This window comes from Actinomycetota bacterium (assembly GCA_016700055.1).
GTDB lineage: Bacteria > Actinomycetota > Acidimicrobiia > Acidimicrobiales > Ilumatobacteraceae > Kalu-18.
Window position 1 is genome coordinate 1181208 of sequence record CP064997.1, and the last position, 20386, is coordinate 1201593.

Below are 20386 nucleotides of genomic sequence, written 5' to 3' on the forward strand. Positions count from 1 at the left end.
AGACAGAAGGAGAACGAACGTGAAGCTCATCACCGCCATCGTCAAGCCGTTCAAGCTCGACGAAGTGAAAGACGCCCTGCGGGGCATCGGCATCGCCGGCATGACCGTGACCGAGGTCCGCGGCTTCGGCCGCCAAGGCGGCCACAGCGAGACCTACCGCGGCACCGAGTACCAGATCGACTTCATCCCCAAGGCGAAGGTCGAGCTCGTCGTCGACGACGGCGCGGTCGACGCCGTGGTGGACGCGATCAAGGCCGCGGCCGCCACCGGCAAGATCGGCGACGGCAAGATCTGGATCACGGGCATCGACCGGCTCGTGCGCATCCGTACCGGCGAGGAGGGTGCCGACGCGGTCTGACGTCTTCGAGCTGCACCGCTCCAGCGGGCGTGCGGTGGGCCCGGCCACCCCCCGGCCGGGCCCACCGTCGCGCAATCGCTTCATCTCGACGAAACGTTCGGGTAATCGCGCCTTCGTACCTTCCTTCTTGCCCCTACCAACCCCTGACCAAGAGGAGAACCCCAATGGAGATCGACTCGGGCGCGACCGCCTGGGTGCTCATATCTGCTGCCCTCGTGCTCTTCATGACACCCGGCCTGGCACTGTTCTACGGCGGCATGGTCCGCGCGAAGCACATGCTCGGCATGCTCATGCAGAACGTGTTCGCGATGGGCCTGATCAGCATCCTCTGGGCCACGATCGGCTTCAGCATCGCCTTCGGCGGTGGCAACAAGTGGATCGGCAACTTCGACTTCGCGTTCCTCGGTGACGTGCCCGCCGCCGCCGGCGACCTGCCCGGCTACGGCGGAGCGCTCGTCATCCCGTCCATGGCGTTCATCGCGTTCCAGATGATGTTCGCCGTCATCACCCCCGCGCTCATCACCGGTGCCACCGCGGACCGATTGAAGTTCGGCGCCTACGCGCTGTTCATCGGGCTGTGGTCGGTGCTCGTGTACAGCGTCGCCGCCCACTGGGTGTTCAGCCCCGAGGGTTGGCTGTTCAAGCGGGGGGCGCTCGACTTCGCCGGCGGCACCGCGATCCACATCAACGCCGGCATCGCGGCCCTCGCGGTGGTCGCGGTGATCGGGCCCAGGCGGGGTTGGCCGAACGAGCCGATGCCACCGCACAACCTGCCCCTCACCATGCTCGGCACCGGGATCCTGTGGTTCGGCTGGTTCGGGTTCAACGCCGGGTCGGCACTCGGCGCCGACGGTGTGGCCGCGCAGGCACTCGTCAACACCCAGCTCGCCGCCGCTGCCGGGATGATCGGCTGGCTCGTGATCGAGCGGATCCGCGCCGGCCACGCGACGACCCTCGGAGCCGCGTCGGGTGCCGTCGCCGGACTGGTCGCGGTGACGCCGTGCGCCGGGTTCGTCGGGGGCATGGCGCCGATCGCGATCGGCCTCGCCGCCGGCGTCGTCTGCTACCTGGCGCTCGGCATCAAGCGCAAGCTGAAGCTGGACGACAGCCTCGACGTGATCGCCGTTCACCTGGTCGGCGGCCTGCTCGGGTCGATCCTGCTCGGCTTCTTCGCCGACGCCTCGGCGACCGGCATCGGCGCCGACGGTGTGTTCTTCGGCGGCGGTACCGACCTGCTCGTCGACCAGATCGTGGCCAGCGCGTCGGTGCTCGTCTTCTCCGGCGTCGTCTCGTACGTGCTCGCCCTCGTGATCGATCGCACGATCGGGCTGCGGGTGACGAGCGACGACGAGCTGCTCGGCCTCGACCAGAGCCAGCACGCCGAATCGGCGTACCAGCCGTGATCGGGGACGACATGATCTACGCAGCATCCACGCACCGCACAGTCCAGACCGTTTCGAATGCAGGAGGAGCCAGGCCGTGAAGCTCATCACCGCCATCGTGAAGCCGTTCAAGCTCGACGAGGTGAAGGAGTCGCTGAAGGCTGCCGGCATCCAGGGCATCACCGTCAGCGAGGTCCGCGGGTTCGGTCGCCAGGGCGGCCACACCGAGACCTACCGCGGCGCCGAATACCAGATCGACTTCGTGCCGAAGGCGTGCCTGGAGATCGTGTGCGCCGACGCCGACGCCGACCGGATCGTCGACTCGATCCGCGCCGCGGCGGCGACCGGCAAGATCGGCGACGGCAAGATCTGGGTCACCGGCGTGGAGCGCGTGGTGCGCATCCGCACCGGTGAGGAAGGCGCCGACGCAGTCTGATCCCCGACGTCGAGGCAGAAGCCTTGGCAGGCGTCAGCCGACGCGTGTGGCGCGGATCGCGCGCCACACGCGCTCGGCGGTGCAGGGCATCGTCACGTGACGCACGCCGAAGTGGGCGAGCGCGTCGACGACCGCGTTCTGCACCGCCGGGGTGGCCCCGATCGTGCCGCTCTCGCCGATGCCCTTCGCGCCGAGGTCGTTGAGCGGCGACGGCGTCTCCATGTGGACCGTCTCGAACGAGGGCAGCTCGGCGGCCGAGGGGAACCCGTAGTCGGCGAAGTTCGCCGTCTTCGGGTTCCCGTCCGCGTCGTAGACGACCTCTTCGAAGAGCGCCTGCGCCGCGCCCTGGGCGAGGCCGCCGTGCACCTGGCCCTCGGCGAGCAGCGGGTTCAGGATGCGGCCGGCGTCGTCGACCGCGATCAGGCGCAGCAGGCGCACGTCGCCGGTCTCGGTGTCGACCTCGACCACGGCGACGTGGGCGCCGCTCGGGAAGGTGCCGCCGGCCTGCTCGAAGTCGCCCTCGCCCGACAGGTCGTCACCGCCTTCCGCGGCGGCAGTCGCCACCTCGGCCCAGGTGCGGGCGATCGAAGGGGCGCCGGCGACGTGGAACCGGCCGGCTTCGAGCACCACGTCGGCCGCGTCGGCCTCGAGCAGGCGTGCCGACACGGCCTTGGCCTGTTCGGCGACCACGCCGGCCGCGCGCCACACGTTGGTACCCCCGAGCTGGGCCGAGCGCGAGCCTCCGGTGACGTCACCCCGGGCGACCAGGTCGGTGTCGCCGTGGACGACCTCGATGCACTCCATCGGCACGCCGAGCCGGTCGGCGACGAGCATCGCCCACGTGGTGCGGTGACCCTGCCCGTACGGCGTCGTACCCGTCACCACGGTGACCCGCACGTCGCCGTCGTTGGAGCGCTCCACCCGCACCGCGCCGAGCTCACCGCCGCCGCTCAACGCGGTGATCTCGACGTACACCGAGAGCCCGATGCCCAGCTGCACGGCGTCGCCGCGCTCGCGCCGTGCCGCCTGCTCAGCGCGCAACTCCTCGTACCCGGCGGCGGCGAGCACCCGGTCCAAGGCGCCGGCGTAGTCGCCGCTGTCGTAGGTGGTGCCCGTCACGGTGGTGAACGGGAACCGCTCCGCGCCGACGAGGTTGCGCCGGCGCACGAGTGCCGGATCCATGCCGATCTCCGCGGCGAACATGTCGATCGCCCGCTCGATCGCCGCCGCCGCCTCCGGACGACCCGCGCCGCGGTACGCGACGATCGGCACGGTGTTCGTCACCACCGCCCGCGCGGTGAGGTCGGCCGCGGGGATGTCGTACGTGCCGGTCAGCATGCGCGCCGTGAGGAACGGCAAGAACGCGCCGAGGCGGGGGTACGCCCCGGCGTCCTGGAGCACCGTCAGCCGGTAGGCGAGCACCCGGCCGTCCCGGGTGCCGCCGATCTCCACGCGCTGCACCTGCCCCCGGCCGTGACCGAGCCCGGTCATGCTCTCGCTGCGGCTCTCCGTGTAGCGCACCGGCCGGTCGACGCGTCGAGCCAGCCACGGCAGCAGCATGTCCTCCGCGTAGCTGAACGCCTTTGCCCCGAACCCCCCGCCGACGTCGGGGGTGATCACCCGCATGCGTTCGGGCGGCAGGCCGTACCACTCGCCCAGCCGGTCGCGCACGGGGTGCGCGCCCTGGCTCGCCTGCCAGTGGGTCAGGCGGCGCTCGCCGTGCTCGTCGGCGGGCTCCCACCGGCTGGCCGCGACGCGCGCTTCGAGCGGGCAGGGGGCGAGACGCTGGTTGACGATCGTCGCCCGCACGACCACCTCGCAGTCGTCGAACGACACCGCGGATCCCTGCGACGGCAGGTCGAAGCAGACGTTCGTGCCGAGGTGCGGGAACAGCAGCACGTCACCTCGCTCGGCCGCTTCGGGGTCGATCACCGCGGGCAGCGGCTCGTAGTCGACGACGACCGCCTCGGCCGCGTCGACCGCCTCGGCCCGTGTATTCGCGACCACGGCGGCGACGAGCTCGCCGACGAAGCGCACCGTGTCGACTGCGAGCGCGTACCGCGGCATCGTCGACGGCAGCATCGGCATGTCGACCGGGATCGGCCCGATTCCGTCCGCGGCGAGGTCGGCGGCGGTGAGGACGGCGAGCACGCCGGGCATCTCGGCAGCGGCCGAAGTGTCGATGGCCGCGAGGCGCGCATGCGCCATGGTGGAGCGCACGTACGCAACGTGGGCAGCGCCCGCGAGGTCGAGGTTGTCGACGAAGGTAGCCCGGCCGGTGACGAGCGCCGGGTCCTCGGTGCGCACCACCCGCTCCCCGATGATCCCCATCGCGCCCCCTTCGTCTTCTCGGCCCGCGACGAACCGGCACCTGGCCCGTCGGAGGGCTCAGCGTAGATTGGCTTCCATGGCCCCCACGACGACGTCCGGGTCCGCGCCGGCCAAGGCCGAGCGTTGGACCGCGCAGTGGAAAGAGCTGTACGCCGAGGTGATCACGACAGGGTTGTGCACTGGCTGCGCGGGCTGCGTGGTCACCTGCCCGCACGACGTGATCGGCTACGAGCACTCCGAGGGCAAGTACCTGCCGTTCCACCTAGAAGAAGAGCTCGGCCCGACGAACTGCATCCACGGCGAGAAGGGGTGCACCACGTGCACCCGCGCCTGTCCCCGGTTCCGCTCGTGGGAGCCCGCCGCCGACGTCCACCTGTTCGGTCGCGAGCGCGAGCCCGACGAGATGGGCGGGATCTGGCGTCAGCTGCTGCTCACCCGGGCGAGCGACTCGATGGTGCACCAGATGGGCCAGGACGGTGGCTTCGTCTCGGCGATGCTGATCTGGCTGCGCGAGCACGACTACATCGACGCCGCGCTCGTCAGCGGGGTCGAGCCCGACGACGCGTGGAAGGCCAAGCCGGCGGTGGTGTCGACGAAGGACGAGATCCTGGCTACGGCCGGCAGCCGCTACACGTACTGCGCCAACCCGCTCGCGTTGCGCGACGCGAGGACGGCCGGCCACAGCCGACTCGCGCTCGTCGGCATGGGCTGCCAGACGTCGTCCCCGCCGGTGATGTGGAACCGCAAGGCGGGCAAGGTGTCGAGGCCGTTCCTCTTCAACATCGGCCTGCTCTGCTCGAAGACGTTCGACGACTCGATCTTCCCCGAGCTGTTCGAGGCGAAGTACGGGCTGCGCAAGTCCGAGATGCAGAAGATGAACATCAAGGGCGTGTTCCAGATCTGGATGAAGGACGGCTCGTACCACGAGATCGACCTGAAGGAGTGCCACCAGTGGACGCGTCAGGGCTGCAAGTGCTGCCCCGACTTCTCCGCCGAACACGCCGACGTATCCACCGGCGGCATCGGCGAGGACAACGACTGGACGCTGACGATCGTGCGCACCGAGCTCGGCGAAGAGGTGGTCAACCGCATGATCGCCGACGGCTCGATCGTCGCCCGCCCGGCGCAGGAGGACGCGACGGCGATGAAGCTGCTGCGCACGCTGTCCATCGTCAGCCGCCGCCGGTGGCCCGAGTTCGCGGACAGGGCGCCCGCGGTGGGTGTGCCCCCGCCGAAGAAGAAGGCCGCCCCGCCTGAGCCCGGTCCCGCCTGAGACCAGACCGAGCGAGCGGCTCAGTCGCTCCCAGGAGACCCTCCTAGGAGACCGAGGCGCGCTCGCGGCGGGCGGCCATCTTGGAGGCCAACTTGCCCACCCGCTCGATGCGGGAGAGCAGCGCGTCACGCGCGGTCTCCGCCTCGGCCGTCAGCCCGGTCAGCTCCGGGATGCGCCACTGCTTGATCACCACCGCGACGAGCACCTGCTCGTGGAACATCGCCACGTCGTAGATGCCGGCGGCGGCGATCGCCGCGCTGTGGCGCTCGAAGTCGGGAATGCCGGTGCCGGGCATCGCGAACGTCCGCACCACGGCCTCGATCGCGATCACGAGGTCGGACGGCGAGGCCTCGATCGCGGCCGCCGTGAGGTCGCGGTAGAAGAGGTGGTGCAGGTTCTCGTCGGCAGCCACCCGGGCCATCACGTCGTAGCCGGCGGGGTCGCCGATCAGCTTGCCGGTGTTGCGATGCGCGATCCGGGTGGCGAGCTCCTGCAGCGACACGTAGACGATGCCGGCGAGGGCGCTCATCGGCTGGGGTACCTGACCGCCGGACACCTGGGCCATCCGGGCCCGCTCGAGCACCACCGGGTCGACGGCGCGCGTCGCGGTGAGGTAGTCGCGGATGGCGATCGAGTGGCGGCCCTCTTCCGCGGTCCACCGCCTGGTCCACTCGCCGAACGCGCCGTCGCTGCCGAGCATCCGCTCGATGTCGCGGAAGTAGTACGGCAGGTTGTCCTCGGTGAGCAGGTTCACGAACAGCGCGCTGCGCACGCCGTCGGACAGTTCGCCACCGCCGATGTCGGTGTCGGCCTCGCTCCACACGTGATCGTGGTCGAAGTCGCGCCCGCGCCCGTAGGGCACGTGCTCGTGGGGGAACCACTCCTTCGCCGTGGCCAGATGACGCTCGAGCAGCTCGCCGACGACGGGCTCGAGCTCGGTGAGGACTTCCTGCGGGGTCACGTGTCCCACACTAATCCCTACCGACCGGTAGGTAGACATCACGGGGGACCGCCGACGCCGGGCCAGGCGAGCGCCACGGCCCGGGTGAACACGGCGTCGAGCATCGCCTCGTTCAGCCGTCCGGTGAACGTGTTCTGCTGGCTGGGGTGGAACGAGCAGACGAGGGTCAGACCGTGCTCGGCGACCTCTACCTCGGCCCCGTGGGCGAAGCGCGGCCGGGGGCGCACGCCGAGCTCGGCACACATCACCTCGTACGCGAACGCCCCCAGGCAGACGACGACGCGCAGACCGGTGAGCAGCTCCAGCTCACGTTGCAGGAACGGCGAACACGCGGCGCGCTCCGTGGGGAGCGGGCGGTTGGCGGGAGGGGCGCACTTGACCGCGGCGGTCACCCACGCCCCGCGCAGCGCGAGGCCGTCGTCGGCCGACACCGACTCCGGCTGGTTCGCCAGTCCGGCCCGGTACATCGCCCGGTACAGCCAGTCACCGCTGCGGTCACCGGTGAACACGCGCCCGGTGCGGTTCGCCCCGTGCGCGGCAGGAGCAAGACCGAGCACCAACACGCGTGCGTCGGGATCGCCGAAGCCCGGGACGCCGCGCCCCCAGTACACCTCGTCGCGAAACGCGGCCCGGCGTTCGCGCGCGACCAGCTCCCGCCACTCGACGAGACGTGGGCAGGTGCGGCATGCGGCCACCTGCCCGGCCAGGTCGCCGAGCGGTGGACGAGGTGACGGCATCGGCCACTAGGTTGGCATCAGGAATGGCGACGAAGCGATCCTCCCCGTCACCCCCGACGACGTTGCTCCTCGTCCGCCACGGGCAGACACCGACGACGGGCAAGGTGCTGCCGGGGCGGGCGAGGGGATTGTCGCTCGCCGCGGCCGGCCACGAGCAGGCCCGGCGGGCTGCGCAGCGGATCGCCGAGCTGGCCGAGGTCGACGCGGTGTACGCCTCGCCGCTCGAGCGGGCCCGCCAGACGGCGGCGCCGATCGCCGCCGCACGGGGGATGAAGGTGAGCGTCGTGAGCGGCCTGTCGGAATGCGACTTCGGCGAGTGGACCGGCCGGCCGCTGAAGCAGCTGATGAGCAAGCCGGAATGGGCGACCGTGCAGCGTGCCCCCTCGACGTTCCGCTTCCCCGGCGGGGAGAGCTTCGTCGAGATGCAGCTGCGCATGGTCTCCACCCTCGATCGGCTGCGTGAGGCCCACCCCGGAAAGACGGTGGTGTGCGTGTCCCACGCCGACCCGATCAAGGCCGCGGTCGCGCACGCCCTCGGCACGCACCTCGACCTGTTCCAGCGCATCGTGATCAGCACGTGCTCGATCTCGGCCATCGCCTACACCTCGAGTGGCCCGATCGTGCTCGCGGTCAACTCCACGGGCGGCTCGCTCGTCGAGCTGGCGCCGTCGTGAGGCGGTGGCGATGAGCGTCTACTTCGAGTTCGCCGAGGTCCTCGACTTCACCGCCGGCGCCGTCGGCGAACCCGGCCAGCGCACCTTCTACCTGCAGGCCAGCGACGACGAGCGGGTGGTCGCCGTGAAATGCGAGAAGCAGCAGGTGGCCGCGATAGCGCAGTACCTACGCCGGATCCTCGGCGACCTGCAGCCCGCACCGGGGCCGACGAGCGTCACCGCGAGCACCATCTCCGAGCCCCTCGTCGCCGCGTTCACGCTCGGCTCGATCGGGCTCGGGTTCGACCCCGACTCCGACCAGTTCGTCGTCCAGCTCGACGAGCTCGTCCCGGGAGACCTCGACGACGACGCGCAGGACGAGGACGACGAGGAACCGGGAACACCGCTCGCCGGCGGCGCGACGTCCGGCGAGGCCGAGGTGGACCGTGGGCGGGTGCGGGTGCGGATCACCGCGGCTCAGGCGCTGGCGTTCTGCCAACGGGCGGAGCAGGTGGTCGCCGCCGGGCGACCCGGATGCATCTTCTGCGGGCTGCCGATCGACCCCGACGGCCACCACTGCCCGCGGATGAACTGAGGACGACCGGCGATGACGCTCGACCCGACGACGCTGCTTCGCGAGGGCGAGATCGAGCTCGTCGGCCGCATGCCGTGGGCCTCCAACGCGACGTTCCTCGTCGGCCTGACGCTCGGCGAGGGCTCCTGCCAGGCGATCTACAAGCCGCTGCGCGGTGAACGCCCGCTGTGGGACTTCCCCCCGGGGCTGCACAAGCGCGAGGTCGCCGCGTACCTGTTGTCGGAGGCGATGGGGCTGCACGCAGTGCCGCCGACCGTGCTGCGCGACGGTCCCCTCGGCGAGGGCTCACTGCAGTGGTTCGTCGACGCGGTGTTCGAGGAGCACTACTTCACGATGTACGAGCAGCGGCCCGAGCTGCACGATCAGCTCCGCGCGATCGCGGTGCTCGACCTCGTCGCCAACAACACCGACCGCAAGGGCGGCCACTGCCTGGTCGACACCGCCGGCAAGGTGTGGGCGATCGACAACGGGCTCTGCTTCTCCAGCGACTTCAAGCTGCGCACCGTCATCTGGGAGTTCGGCGGCGAGCCGATCCCCGCGGATCTGCTCTCGGCAGTACGCCAGGTTGCCGACGCTGCGCCGCTCGCGATGTGCACGCTGCTCGACGACGAGGAGGTGGCCGCGATGCGCGAGAGGGCACGCTTGGTGCTCGAGCACCCGGTGTTCCCGATCGACTCCGCGGGCCGCAGGTACCCGTGGCCGATGGTGTAGACGAACCCCTCGACGACCTCGTCGCCCGCGCCGACCTCGACGCGCTGGTGCACCTCGTCGACGCCCGCTGCACGAACCGCGACTGGGAGGGGCTGTTGCGCCTGCGCGACCGCGCGCGCTGGGCCGTGCACACGGGTCGCCAGCTGTGGCCGGCGGCGACGCTCGCCGAGTACCGCCTCGCGCTGCTCGCGCCGGCGGAGTGGGCCGCACGCGTCGTCGACGAGGGGAGCGGCCGGTTCGCGATCGGCCCACTCACCGAGGTGGTCGCGCAGCACCACCGCTGGAGCGATCTCGCGCCACACCTGCCACCTGGCCCCCGGGCGGCCTTCGTCGCCCACGAGTGCGTGCTGCGCGGCGAGACCGTCGACGGCACCGGCCTGCCCGACGTGCTCGACCTGCCCTACGCGCTGGCGCCGTGGGAACCTGCTTATGCGCTGGCCGAGTACACCACCGGGGGCGCCGAGTTCCCCTCGCCGCCTCTGCCGCCGGCCGCGCAGTTCGCGGCGGTCGAGCCGGTCGCCGGTGCCGGCGCCGAGCGGGTGGACGACGACGAGCTGCATGCCGCCGTGCGCCAGCTGCTGGAGCCGTGGACGGCGTCGTCGAACGGGCGCGTCGAGGTGGTCGCGGTCGAGGGTGGTGGCCTTGCCGACGCGCTGGGCGCGCTGGGGTTGCCCGCCGGCACCCGCGCGGCCCGGCTCCCGCCCGCGGCAGCCCTCGCCTGGCTCGCCTGGGCCGGTGCGTCGGGTGGCGCCCACGGCCGCAGACGGGGTGCCGCGCTCGGCCGGTTCGCGGCCTGGTGGACCCTCGCTGCGATCGGCGGGGTCGCGCAGCACTGGCCGGTCGCCGCGGAAGAGCTCGGTGAGCTCGCCGGCGAGCTGACGTGGTGGTGGTGGGACGCCGGCGAGGCGAGCCTCGGATGGGCGCTACAGCTGGCCGCGCACGACCCCGCCGACGGGCTGACGGTCGCGGTGAGCGCGCACGACGCCGCCTGAGCGGACTGCTTCGACCGGTTGGCTAGCGGGCTTGGAGTGCCTCGATCAGCTTGGGCAGCACCTTGTGGACGTCGCCGACGATGCCGAGGTCGGCGATGCCGAAGATCGGCGCTTCCTTGTCCTTGTTGATCGCGATGATGTTCTTCGCGCCCTTCATGCCCACCATGTGCTGGGTGGCGCCGGAGATGCCGGCGGCGATGTAAAGGCTCGGCTTGACGACCTTGCCGGTCTGGCCGACCTGGTAGCTGTACGGCACCCAACCGGCGTCGACGATCGCCCTCGACGCGCCCGGCGCGCCCTTCAGCAGCTTGGCCAGCGTCTCGATCAGCGCGAACTTCTCGGATTCGCCGAGGCCACGGCCACCGGCGACGACGACGTCGGCCTCGTCCAGCTTGGGGCCGGTCGTCTCCTCGACGTGCACCGCGGTGACCGTCGCCGAGCCGGAGGCACCGAGCTCGGGCACCGCCACCGCGACGACCTCTGCCGGGGAGCCACCGCCGGGCTCGGGGGTGAAGCTCTTCGGCCGAAACGCGGCGAGGTGCGGCCCGGACCCGGTGAAGGTGGTGGTGACCAGTGTGTTGCCGCCGAAGATCGGAGTGGTCACGCTGACCGAGTCGCCGTCGACGGAGAGCTCGACGTTGTTGGTGAGCAGGGTCTTGTCGAGCTTCACCGACAGCCGGCTGAGCACGTCGCGGGCCTCGTAGGTCTGCGGGAACAGCACCAGGTCGGGGGCGTCGCCGCCGTCGATGGTGGCCTTCATCGCCGCCGACACGGCCGCGCCGGGCAGCTTGCCGGCGAGATCGCCGGTGGCGTACACCTTCGACGCGCCGTATTCGCCGAGTGCACCCGCGGCGGCTGCGGCGTCGCCGCCGACCCACGCCGACACGGTGCCGCCGAGCGAGCGGGCCTTGGTGAGCAGCTCGAGCGTGCCCGAGGTGGGGGCTCCGTTCGCGACCTGCGCGAACACCCAGATGTTGTTGATCGCCATGGTCTGCTCGCTCCTCAGATGACCTTCATGTTCTCGAGGAACTCGACGATCTTGCCGAATGCCTCTCCGTCGTCTTCGATGATCTCGCCCGCGGCGCGGGCCTCGGCCTGGCCGACGTTCGTGATCTTCTGCCCGGCACCGTCCCACCCGACAGGGTTCACACCGAGGTCGGCGGCGGTGACGGTGTCGACCGGCTTCGACTTCGCGGCCATGATCCCCTTGAAGCTCGGGTAGCGCGGCTCGACGACGCCCGCGGTGACGCTGATCACCGCCGGCAGGGCGCAGGTGACCTCGTCGAAGCCGGCCTCGGTCTGGCGGTCGGCCTTCAACGTGGCGCCCTCGATGGCGACCTTCTTCGCGAACGTCACCGAGGGAAGGCCGAGCACCTCGGCCATCTGCTCGGGAACGGTGCCGGTGTAGCCGTCGCTCGACTCGGTGGCGGCGATCACGAGGTCGGCACCGCCGAGGCGCTGCACGGCGGCCGCGAGCACCTTCGCCGTGGTGAGGGCGTCGGAGCCCTGCAGGGACGGGTCCGAAACCAGCACGCCCTTGGCGGCGCCCATGGCGAGCGCCGTACGCATCCCGGACACCTCGCCGTTCGGCGCCATCGACACCAGGCTCACCTCGCCCCCGCCCGCGGCATCGACGAGCTGCAGGGCCATCTCGACCCCGTAGCTGTCGGACTCATCGAGGATGAGCTTGCCGGAGCGCTGGAGCGTGTTGGTGGCCGGATCCAACGCGCCCGGCTCGGCCGGATCGGGGATCTGCTTCACGCACACGATCACGTTCATGAGAAGCATTGTTGCCGACCGGCCGTCGTGGCACCCAACCCGCTCTAGTACCGTCGGCCACCTTGCGGATAGTCCTGGTCGTCAACAGCTTCGCTTCGTCGGTGACGGCCCGCAACACGGTGGTCGTGCATCAGGTGCTGTCCCGCGGGCACGACGTGGCGATCGTCGAGACCAGCCGCAGAGGCCATGCCACCCGCTTCGCCCAGGACGCCGCCCGCCGCGGCGTCGACCTGGTCGTGGCATACGGCGGGGACGGCACGTTGAACGAGGTGGCCACCGGGGTCGCCGGCACTGACACCGCTCTCGGCGTGCTGCCCGGCGGCAGCACGAACGTGTTCGCGAGAACCCTCGGCATGCCGAACGATCCCGTCGCCGCGGCGAGGCTGCTCGTCGTCGGGCTGAATGCCCCCGACGCCATCCGCCCGACGGGGCTCGGGCGGGTCAACGGCCGCTTCTTCTGCTTCCACACCGGCGTCGGCTACGACGCGGCGGTGGTGAAGGCCGTCGAGAAGCGGGCGTCGATGAAGCGCTGGGCGGGGCATCCGCTCTTCGTCTGGGCGGCCTTGAAGACCTGGCTGAGCACGTACGACCGCCGTTCACCGCACTTTCGCGTCGTGCCCGACCACGGCGAGGTGGTGGAGGACGGCTACTTCTCCATCGTGCTCAACACGAGCCCGTACACCTTCCTCGGCAACCGCCCGCTCGACCTCTCCCCCGCGGCCACTCTCGACCGGGCGCTCGTCGTGGTGACGTTCAACACGATGCGGGCCACCGCCATCCTCGGTTCGCTGGCAGGAGCACTGCGCGGCGGGGGTGTGCGACCGAACGCGCACCTCGCCCTGCACGAAGACGTGCGCAGCGTGTCGATCGAGCCGGTCACCGGTTCGCAGCGGCGGTTCCCTTACCAGGTGGACGGCGACTACCTGGGCGAGACCGAGCGGCTGGAGCTGCACCACGTTCCCGACGCGGTGCGCCTCGCCTTCCCGGCGCGCACGCTGCCGCCGTGGGGGCCTGCTCAGTCCTGAGGCCCCTCGGCGCGGGACCCGCCCGGCCGGCGGAGTGCGGCGAGCGCCACGTCGGGCACGTTCGTGCAGATGCCGTCGACCCCCCACCGGGCCATCTCCTGCATGCGCTCGGGCTCGTCGCAGGTCCACGCGTTGAGGGCGAGCCCGGCGTCGTGACAGGCGTGCACGAGCTCGGCGGTGACGTAGGCGTAGAACGGGTGCAGCGCTTGGTGCCCACGCTCACGCACCAATTCGACGACCGAGTCGATGCCGCGGCGGGTCGCCAGCTCAGGGCCGCCGACGGTGAGCCAAGCGGTGCGGATCTCGGGCTCCACCGCGCGGCACCGATCCACGGTCTCCATGCGGAACGACGAGATCAGCCACGTCGCCGCCGGCTCGGGCCGGGCGCGGAGCGCGGCCACCACCGCGTCGGCGATGCCGTCCGTCGGGTCGAAACCTGCTTCACCCTCGGCGTTCTTGATCTCGACGTTCACCCACAGCGGCGAGCAGGCGTCGAGCGCCGCGTCGAGCGTCGGCACGTGCGCAGGTACGTCGCCGGCGCCGAGATCGCCGAGAGCACGCCCGTCGGCCAGCAAGGCGTCATGGTGCACGACGAGCGGCGGGGCCAGCGGACGAGGGGACCTCGCCAGCGCGCGAACGTCGAGCTCGACGGCATCGGCGCCGAGGGCGCCGGCCCGCCGGAACGCGGCGATCGTGTTCTCATGTTCGGCGCGAGACGCGCCACGATGAGCGATGATCTGGGGGCTGTGTACGGACACGGTCTTCACAAGATGTCAATGTCACGGAAAATGTGCCCCTAGCCCCTTGCGAGGTCGGGCTCGGTCATCTTAGGTTTCGTTGCAGCCTGCAAGAACATTTTCCGCGCCGTTGTGCAGCGGAGAACGTGAACGCAGTCACAATCCAGCGTCCGCCTCGATTCCTACTCGGGAGCCCCACCGTGACGATCCTCGCTTCCATGCTCGCGCTCGCCAATGCCGACTACGGCTGGCGGACCCGTTCCATCTGCCGCGACACCGACCCCGACCTGTTCTTCCCGGTCGGCACCACGGGTCAGGCGTTGGTGCAGATCGAACGCGCGAAGGAGGTGTGCGCCGAGTGCCCGGTGCACGACGACTGCCTGCAGTACGCGCTCGACACCAACCAGGACTCGGGGATCTGGGGCGGGATGTCAGAAGAGGAGCGGCGCAACATCCGCCGCCGCATGGTGGCTCGCGCTCGCGCCGCAGGCTGAGGCCCGCGCGCTCACACCGGCACGCGCACGTCGACCACCGCGCCGTCGCCGCGGCGGTGCTCGTCCATCCCGGCAGCGACGAAGTCGTCCGGATAACCGGCCCTCATCTCGATCGTGCCGTTGAGCTCGGTGGTGACGAGGGTGCGCACGATCGACAAGCCGAGGCTCGTCGCGTCGTTCAGGTCGAAGCCGGGTTCGAGGCCCCGGCCGTCGTTGACCACCCGGACACGTAGCTCGTCGTCGCCGGAGTCGAGCTGCACCACCACCGTGCCGCCGTCGCTGCCCTCGGGGAAGCCGTGGTCGACGGCGTTCTGCAGCAGTTCGGTGAGCACCACCGAGAGCGGGGTGGCGATCGTTGCCGGCAGCCTGCCGCCGTCTCCGTGCAGCACGAACCGCACCGGGCGGTCCGGGCTCTGCAGGCTCTCCTCGGCGAGGCGCATCAGCGGTCTGCAGATCTCGACGAACGCCACGTTCTCGCCGGGGTCGCGCGAAAGCGTCTCGTGGACCAGCGCGATGGTGCGGATGCGCCGGACGGACTCCTGCACGGCGGCCTTCGCCTCTGGCGAGGACAGCCGCCGGGCCTGCAGGCGCAACAGCGACGAGATCGTCTGCAGGTTGTTCTTCACCCGGTGGTGGATCTCGCGGATGGTGGCGTCCTTCGACAGCAGCAGGCGGTCGCGCCGGCGCAGCTCGGTGACGTCGCGCAGCAGCATCACTGCGCCGGTGACCGCCCCCCCGGACAGGATCGGCAGGCAGCGGGTCAACAAGGTGACCTCGGCCGTCTGGTCGAACTCCTCGATCACGGGCTCGCGGCGCTCGAACGCCTGGCGGACCGGGCTGTCGTTGAACCCCAGCTCGGCCAGCGTCTCGCCGACGGCGTTCGCGCCGATCATCACCCGGTGCAGGGCGGATACCGCGTTTGGCGACGCGTACCGCACCCTCGCGTCGTCGTCGAGCACGAGCACGCCGTCGCCGACGCGCGGCGCGGCGCTGGAGTCGGCGGTGCGCCCGGAATAGGGGAACAGCCCTTCGGCGATCATCGCCGCGAACCGTTGGAAGAGGGCGAGGTACGTGCGCTCCAGCTCACCGGGCTGGCGTCCTGAGCGCGTCGACCATTCGCGGGTCAGCACGGCGATCGGGCGGCCGGCGAAGCGCACCGGGATGGCAAGCATGCGCGCCGGCTCGGCGCGGTCTTCGACCTCGATCTCACCTTCGACGATCGCGCCCTCTTCACGGGCGCGTGACAGCAGCGGCTTCTCCGACTCGTTGGCCCAGCTCCCGACCCAGTCGGCGGTGTAGATCGTCTGCCCGGTGGCCGGGCGCACCTGCCCGGCGACCAGCCAGCGGGCATCGGTCGTCGGGACGTACAGCAACAGATCGGCGAAGCTGAGATCGGCCAACATGCCCCATTCGCTCGTCAGCGCCTGGACGTGCTCGACCTCTTCGCGGGACAGGTCGGTGTGCTGACGCAGGAGCTCGACGAGCGTGGCCATGGGCGCTCAGTCTGCCTGAATTCACCCCCGCCAGAGATGATCGCCGAGCACCAACAACCCCTCGAGGTCGTGCACGTCGCTCGGCAGCGCAGGGGCCGACGCGACGACCGGCGCGAGGGAGGCGAGCTCGCTGCGCCGCTCCGCCTCGCCCTTCGCGACCACCGCGACGTCGTGGAAGCGCGCCGCCACCTCGGTGAGGATGCGCTCGGCGGCGTCGGCGTCGATGCCGGCCGCCCGGGCCGCGTCGGCGGCGAGCGATCCCGCGTCGAGCGCCGCGGCCAGCTCCCTCGCCGCCCGCGTCGCGCCAGGGGCGCGGATCGCGTCGGGCAGCACCCTGTTCAGCACCACGGCGCCGAGAGGCAGGCCCCGGCGGTCGAGCTCGTCGACGAAGTAGCACGCCTCGTGCGCCGGGGCGGCCTCGAGCGTGCTGACGACGACGAAGGTGGAGCGGGGGTCGGTGAGCAGCAGCTCCACCTCCCGGGCGCGCTCGACGAAACCGGACTCCATCCGCTGGAACAGGATGAAGAACTCGGCGATGTCCTCGAGGAAGTGCGAGCCGAGCACCCGATCGGCGATCTGGTAGAAGGGCTTGGAGGCGAGCGTCAGCATCCGGCTGCGGTACGGCACGGTGAGCCAGCGCAGCAGGCGACTGCCGAAGAACTCCGCCATGCGCGCCGGCGCGTCGAGCAGGTCGAGCGCGTTGCGCGACGGCGGAGTGTCGACGATGACGAGGTCATACGACCCGCTGCGATGCACCTCGTGCAGCCGTTCCATCGCGATGTAGTCGTGGCTGTTGACGAACCGCCCGGTGATGTTCTGGTACAGCGGGTTGGCGAGCACCGCGTCGCGCGTCGCCGCGTCCGGTGCATGCCGACGGATCAGCTCGTCCCAGCCCGCCTTCGTGTCGAGCATCGCCGCCCACAGCTCGCCGCGCACCTGGCGCCCGTCCTCGACCAGGCCCTCCAGCGAGACGCGCGTCTCCACGTTGCCGAACGACTTGAGCCCCATCGCGCTGGCCAACCGCTTGGCGGGGTCGACGGTGAGCACCAGCACGCGGCCGCCGAGCTCGATCGCCGCCTGCGCGGCGAGTGCGGCGGCGACCGTGGTCTTGCCGACCCCGCCGGAGCCGCAGACGAGCACCATCTCCTTCGCGGCGAGCAGCTCGTCGAGCCCGGCCGCCACCGCTGGTCGTGATCGCCGCGCCATCAGCTCGCCACTCCAGCCGCGCCGCCCTCGATGTCGAGCTCGGCGGCGAGCGCCTCGGCCACCTGTTGCACGGCGCGCGGACCGGTGGTCCTGGTGAACAGCTCGGGCACGAACAGCACCGGCGGCCCCCCGGCGAGCTCGGACGCGAGGCGTTCAAGGTGTTCGGCCCCTCCGCGCCGCCTGGCGACGAGCAGGCGTGCTGCGTCGAGCACGGCGTCGACCTGGTCGCCGACGGCGTCGCGCAGCACCTGGCGCGCCGGTTCCTCGCCGAGGCGCGCGAACGCCTCTTCGTCGCGACGGCCGAAGAGCTCGGGCAGCACGCGGTTGGCGACGATCGCCGACAGCGCGACCCGCGTCTGCGAGCGCAATCTCCCGATGAGCTCGATCGTCTCGGTGACGGGCATCTCCTCGGGTGTCGTGACGACGACCACCCCGGTGACGGCGGGGTCTTCGAGCAGGTCGTTCATCCACTGGGTCTGCTCGCGGATCAGCCCGACGTGGACCAGCTCGGCGATCGCGCGTGGCGCGGTGATCTGACCGACGATGTGCCCGCTCGCCTCGGCATCGACGACGACGAGGTCGTAGTGGCGCTCACGCACCTCGTAGGCGAGCTTGCCGACCGAGAGCACCTCTTTCACGCCGGGCGCGGCGTCGGCCACGAAGTCGAACGTGCGGGCGAGCGGGCCGATGCGGGCGACGAGGGGGATGCGCACGAAGAGGCGCAGGTATTCACGGAGCGAGTCCTCGGTGTTCATCGCCATCCCGGACAGCCCCGGCATCACCTGGCGAGGCGTGAAATCGAACGGCCGATGGTCGAACGCGGCGGCGAGCGAGCCCTTCGCGTCCATCTCGCACACGAGGGTGCTCCGGCCCGAGATGGCGGAAAGCTGGGCGAGCGCCGCGGCGACCGTCGTCTTGCCGACGCCACCCTTACCGGTGACGAACAGCAGCCGACGGGCGAGCAGGTCCAGAGTCAGCTCCCGAAGCCGATGCGGCGGTCTCCGTCGACGGCGCCGAGCTCGACGTACGCGATCTTCGCCGCCGTGACCCCGGTGCGGCGGCCCCGCTTGTCGGTGAGCCAGAGCACGTCGGTGGCGCCGGCAAGCGCCGCCTCGACGGCCGCGACGGCGGCCTCACGCCCGTCCTCGCCCACCTCGAGGGCGATCTCACGAGCTGCGTGCGTGATGCCGATGCGAACGTCCACGACGCGAACGCTACCGGCGGGGGACCCCTCAGACGGCCGTCGCGCAGAACGTGTCGCCCTGGGGGCGCGACATCTGCGTGCTCACGTCGGTATCGCCGTACAACGCGGCGAGCATGCCCTTCACCATCCCTCGGTCGACGGCGCAGATGACGGGATGCTCGATGGCGACGTTGCCGAACGGGCAGTGCTGGTTGACGATCCGCAGCTGATCGTGGCGCTGGTCGGTGTGGGCGGCAAAGCCATGCGCGGTGAGGGCGTCGGCGACTGCCTGCATCGCCGAGCGCAGGTTGCGCTGCCCGGCGGCGAGGTCGGCCCCGGTCAACCCGGCCGCCATCGCTCGGCCGTACTCCTGGCCGACATCTTCGGCCATCGCCTCGGCGGCGGCGCTCGGCAGCAGGGCCAGCGCCTTGCCGAGCAGCGACAGCACGAGGTCGTCACTGCGCACGGGGAACTCACGGGCGGGGTCTTCGCCGACCGCGGTGTAGTGCTTCGACGGCCGTCCGGCGCCACCGCCGGCGAGGCGGGCGACGGCGACCTCGACGTGGCCCCCGGCGGCGAGCTTGTCGAGGTGATGGCGGGCGACGTTCGGATGCAGGCCGAACGTCTCGGCGACCTGGGCCGCGGTCACCCCCGTTGAATCGCCGGACGCGGCGGTGGCGTCGGCATGGGAGTGCTCCCGCACGAACAGGTAGATCGCCCGGCGCGTGGGGTCACCGAACGCGTGGGTGATCGCCGACACCGTGGCGGTGAAGGCTCCCGGGTCGAGTTGGGAGGGAGAGGGTGAGCCGCTCGCAGCCACGGCCGGTATTCTACCTATCGCCGTAGTGGAAATTCCCGACTCGTCCTGGAGCGCCCCCTGATGCCCACCACCGAGCAGGTAGTCGACGCCCTCCGACCCGTGGAGGATCCCGAGCTGCGTCGCTCGATCGTCGATCTGGGCATGGTGCGCAACGTCGACGTCCGCGCCGACGGCACCGTGGCGGTGCTCGTCGCTCTCACCGTCGCCGGCTGCCCGCTGCGCAACGAGATCCAGAACCGGGTCACCGCCGCGGTCGCCGCGCTCGACGGCGTGCGGGCGGTCGATCTCGAGTTCACGACGATGACCGACGACGAGCGCGAGGACGTGCGCCGCAAGCTCCACGGCGACCCCACCTCGACAGGCGGCCAAGCGCACGCGCACGGTCATGCCGAGGGGCGCGCGGTGCCCTTCGCTCAGCCGGGTTCGCGGACCCGCCCACTGTTCGTGTCCTCCGGCAAGGGCGGGGTCGGCAAGTCCAGCGTCACGACGAACCTCGCCGTGGCGCTCGCCGCGCAGGGCCACTCGGTGGGCATCGTCGACGCCGACATCTACGGCTACTCGATCCCGCGCATGCTCGGTGCCGATCGCGAGCCCGTCGTCATCGACTCGATGCTCGTGCCGCCCGAGTCCTACGGCGTGCGGTGCATCTCGATCGGGTACTTCGTGCCCGAGGGCCAAGCGGTGATCTGGCGGGGGCCGATGCTGCACAAGGCGCTGGAGCAGTTCCTCACCGACGTGTTCTGGGACGAGCCGGACTTCTTGCTGGTCGACATGCCCCCCGGCACCGGCGACATCGCGATCAGCCTCAGCCAGTACCTGCCCCGCGGCGAGGTGTACGTGGTGACGACACCGCAGCCGGCGGCGCAGAAGGTCGCCCGGCTGGCGGCGGCGATGGCGTTGAAGGTGCACCTGCCGGTGAAGGGCGTGATCGAGAACATGTCGTGGTTCACCGGCGACGACGGGAAGCGCTACGAGATCTTCGGCGCCGGCGGCGGTCAGGAGCTCGCCGACGAGCTCGGCGTCCCCCTGCTCGGGCGAATCCCGATCGTCTCCGCGCTGCGTGAAGGCAGCGACGACGGCCGACCCATCGCCGCCATCGCGCCCGACAGCGAGACGGGGCGCATCTTCCACGAGATCGCGGGGCGGATCGCGCAGGAGCTGAAGCCGAAGAAGGTGTTCAGCCCCAGCCTGAAGGTCGTCTGAGCCCGGGCTCGCCATGC

The 20386-nt window shown here is 71.0% G+C and carries 22 protein-coding genes; 11 read left to right on the top strand and 11 right to left on the bottom strand.

The features are described 5' to 3' along the window. The first annotated feature begins 19 nt into the window (after positions 1-19). The 3 genes from IPM43_05590 (at position 20) to IPM43_05600 (ending at position 2176) form a co-directional block, all read left to right on the top strand. Complete coding sequence (locus tag IPM43_05590; GenBank protein QQS25838.1) at positions 20-358, top strand: P-II family nitrogen regulator; 339 nt, start codon at positions 20-22, stop codon at positions 356-358. A gap of 164 nt (positions 359-522) precedes the next feature. Next, entirely contained in the window at positions 523-1761 is a 1239-nt protein-coding gene (locus IPM43_05595) for an ammonium transporter (protein ID QQS25839.1), read from the top strand. A gap of 76 nt (positions 1762-1837) precedes the next feature. Beyond that, positions 1838-2176 (top strand): P-II family nitrogen regulator, encoded by a 339-nt coding sequence (locus IPM43_05600; GenBank protein ID QQS25840.1) that lies wholly within the window; start codon positions 1838-1840, stop codon positions 2174-2176. A gap of 33 nt (positions 2177-2209) precedes the next feature. On the opposite strand, the gene IPM43_05605 is transcribed toward IPM43_05600, so the two are convergent. Beyond that, positions 2210-4507: a xanthine dehydrogenase family protein molybdopterin-binding subunit gene (locus IPM43_05605; GenBank protein QQS25841.1), complete on the bottom strand. Its 2298-nt coding sequence runs from the start codon at positions 4505-4507 to the stop codon at positions 2210-2212. A gap of 76 nt (positions 4508-4583) precedes the next feature. Here IPM43_05605 and IPM43_05610 point away from each other — a divergent pair, with 76 nt between their 5' ends. Further along, on the top strand, positions 4584-5780 hold the full coding sequence (locus IPM43_05610) for a Coenzyme F420 hydrogenase/dehydrogenase, beta subunit C-terminal domain (protein QQS25842.1): 1197 nt from the start codon (positions 4584-4586) through the stop codon (positions 5778-5780). Positions 5781-5823: 43 nt separating this feature from the next. Here the strand turns inward: IPM43_05610 and IPM43_05615 are convergent, their stop codons facing one another. Continuing rightward, complete coding sequence (locus IPM43_05615; protein QQS25843.1) at positions 5824-6780, bottom strand: acyl-ACP desaturase; 957 nt, start codon at positions 6778-6780, stop codon at positions 5824-5826. Continuing rightward, entirely contained in the window at positions 6780-7478 is a 699-nt protein-coding gene (locus IPM43_05620; GenBank protein QQS25844.1) for a uracil-DNA glycosylase, read from the bottom strand. The genes IPM43_05615 and IPM43_05620 overlap by 1 nt, the downstream gene beginning before the upstream one ends. 23 nt (positions 7479-7501) lie before the next feature. Here IPM43_05620 and IPM43_05625 point away from each other — a divergent pair, with 23 nt between their 5' ends. The 4 genes from IPM43_05625 to IPM43_05640 are packed head-to-tail and all read left to right on the top strand — an operon-like array spanning position 7502 to position 10429. Further along, positions 7502-8152 carry an MSMEG_4193 family putative phosphomutase gene (locus IPM43_05625; GenBank protein QQS25845.1) on the top strand — a complete coding sequence of 217 codons (651 nt, stop codon included), beginning with the start codon at positions 7502-7504 and terminating at the stop codon, positions 8150-8152. A gap of 10 nt (positions 8153-8162) precedes the next feature. Beyond that, positions 8163-8726 carry a DUF3090 family protein gene (locus tag IPM43_05630; GenBank protein ID QQS25846.1) on the top strand — a complete coding sequence of 188 codons (564 nt, stop codon included), beginning with the start codon at positions 8163-8165 and terminating at the stop codon, positions 8724-8726. A gap of 12 nt (positions 8727-8738) precedes the next feature. Further along, positions 8739-9437, top strand: a complete 699-nt coding sequence (locus IPM43_05635) for an SCO1664 family protein (protein ID QQS25847.1) — start codon at positions 8739-8741, stop codon at positions 9435-9437. Further along, entirely contained in the window at positions 9422-10429 is a 1008-nt protein-coding gene (locus IPM43_05640; GenBank protein QQS25848.1) for a hypothetical protein, read from the top strand. The genes IPM43_05635 and IPM43_05640 overlap by 16 nt, the downstream gene beginning before the upstream one ends. Before the next feature lie 22 nt (positions 10430-10451). On the opposite strand, the gene IPM43_05645 is transcribed toward IPM43_05640, so the two are convergent. Both IPM43_05645 and IPM43_05650 read right to left on the bottom strand, forming a co-directional pair. Further along, positions 10452-11417, bottom strand: a complete 966-nt coding sequence (locus tag IPM43_05645) for an electron transfer flavoprotein subunit alpha/FixB family protein (protein ID QQS25849.1) — start codon at positions 11415-11417, stop codon at positions 10452-10454. 14 nt (positions 11418-11431) lie between these two features. After that, the gene (locus tag IPM43_05650; GenBank protein QQS25850.1) at positions 11432-12208 is read right to left on the bottom strand and encodes an electron transfer flavoprotein subunit beta/FixA family protein; all 777 of its coding nucleotides are present in this window, start codon (positions 12206-12208) and stop codon (positions 11432-11434) included. 62 nt (positions 12209-12270) lie between these two features. Here IPM43_05650 and IPM43_05655 point away from each other — a divergent pair, with 62 nt between their 5' ends. Then, a complete protein-coding gene (locus tag IPM43_05655; GenBank protein ID QQS25851.1) occupies positions 12271-13233 on the top strand; it encodes a diacylglycerol kinase family lipid kinase in 963 nt (320 codons plus the stop codon). On the opposite strand, the gene IPM43_05660 is transcribed toward IPM43_05655, so the two are convergent. After that, the gene (locus IPM43_05660; protein ID QQS25852.1) at positions 13224-14000 is read right to left on the bottom strand and encodes a glycerophosphodiester phosphodiesterase; all 777 of its coding nucleotides are present in this window, start codon (positions 13998-14000) and stop codon (positions 13224-13226) included. The genes IPM43_05655 and IPM43_05660 overlap by 10 nt on opposite strands. A 188-nt stretch (positions 14001-14188) precedes the next feature. On the opposite strand from IPM43_05660, the gene IPM43_05665 reads away from it, so the two are divergent. Then, complete coding sequence (locus IPM43_05665) at positions 14189-14464, top strand: WhiB family transcriptional regulator (protein ID QQS26344.1); 276 nt, start codon at positions 14189-14191, stop codon at positions 14462-14464. Positions 14465-14475: 11 nt separating this feature from the next. Here the strand turns inward: IPM43_05665 and IPM43_05670 are convergent, their stop codons facing one another. The 5 genes from IPM43_05670 to IPM43_05690 are packed head-to-tail and all read right to left on the bottom strand — an operon-like array spanning position 14476 to position 19166. Further along, on the bottom strand, positions 14476-15957 hold the full coding sequence (locus IPM43_05670) for a histidine kinase N-terminal domain-containing protein (protein ID QQS25853.1): 1482 nt from the start codon (positions 15955-15957) through the stop codon (positions 14476-14478). Between the two features lie 21 nt (positions 15958-15978). Further along, on the bottom strand, positions 15979-17163 hold the full coding sequence (locus tag IPM43_05675) for an ArsA family ATPase (GenBank protein ID QQS25854.1): 1185 nt from the start codon (positions 17161-17163) through the stop codon (positions 15979-15981). Then, the gene (locus IPM43_05680; protein ID QQS26345.1) at positions 17163-18134 is read right to left on the bottom strand and encodes an ArsA family ATPase; all 972 of its coding nucleotides are present in this window, start codon (positions 18132-18134) and stop codon (positions 17163-17165) included. Before IPM43_05680 ends, IPM43_05675 begins: the two co-directional genes overlap by 1 nt. A 2-nt stretch (positions 18135-18136) precedes the next feature. After that, positions 18137-18367 carry a DUF3107 domain-containing protein gene (locus IPM43_05685; protein QQS25855.1) on the bottom strand — a complete coding sequence of 77 codons (231 nt, stop codon included), beginning with the start codon at positions 18365-18367 and terminating at the stop codon, positions 18137-18139. Between the two features lie 28 nt (positions 18368-18395). Next, on the bottom strand, positions 18396-19166 hold the full coding sequence (locus IPM43_05690) for a helix-turn-helix domain-containing protein (protein QQS25856.1): 771 nt from the start codon (positions 19164-19166) through the stop codon (positions 18396-18398). 60 nt (positions 19167-19226) lie between these two features. On the opposite strand from IPM43_05690, the gene IPM43_05695 reads away from it, so the two are divergent. Beyond that, complete coding sequence (locus tag IPM43_05695; GenBank protein QQS25857.1) at positions 19227-20369, top strand: Mrp/NBP35 family ATP-binding protein; 1143 nt, start codon at positions 19227-19229, stop codon at positions 20367-20369. Positions 20370-20386: the final 17 nt, after the last annotated feature.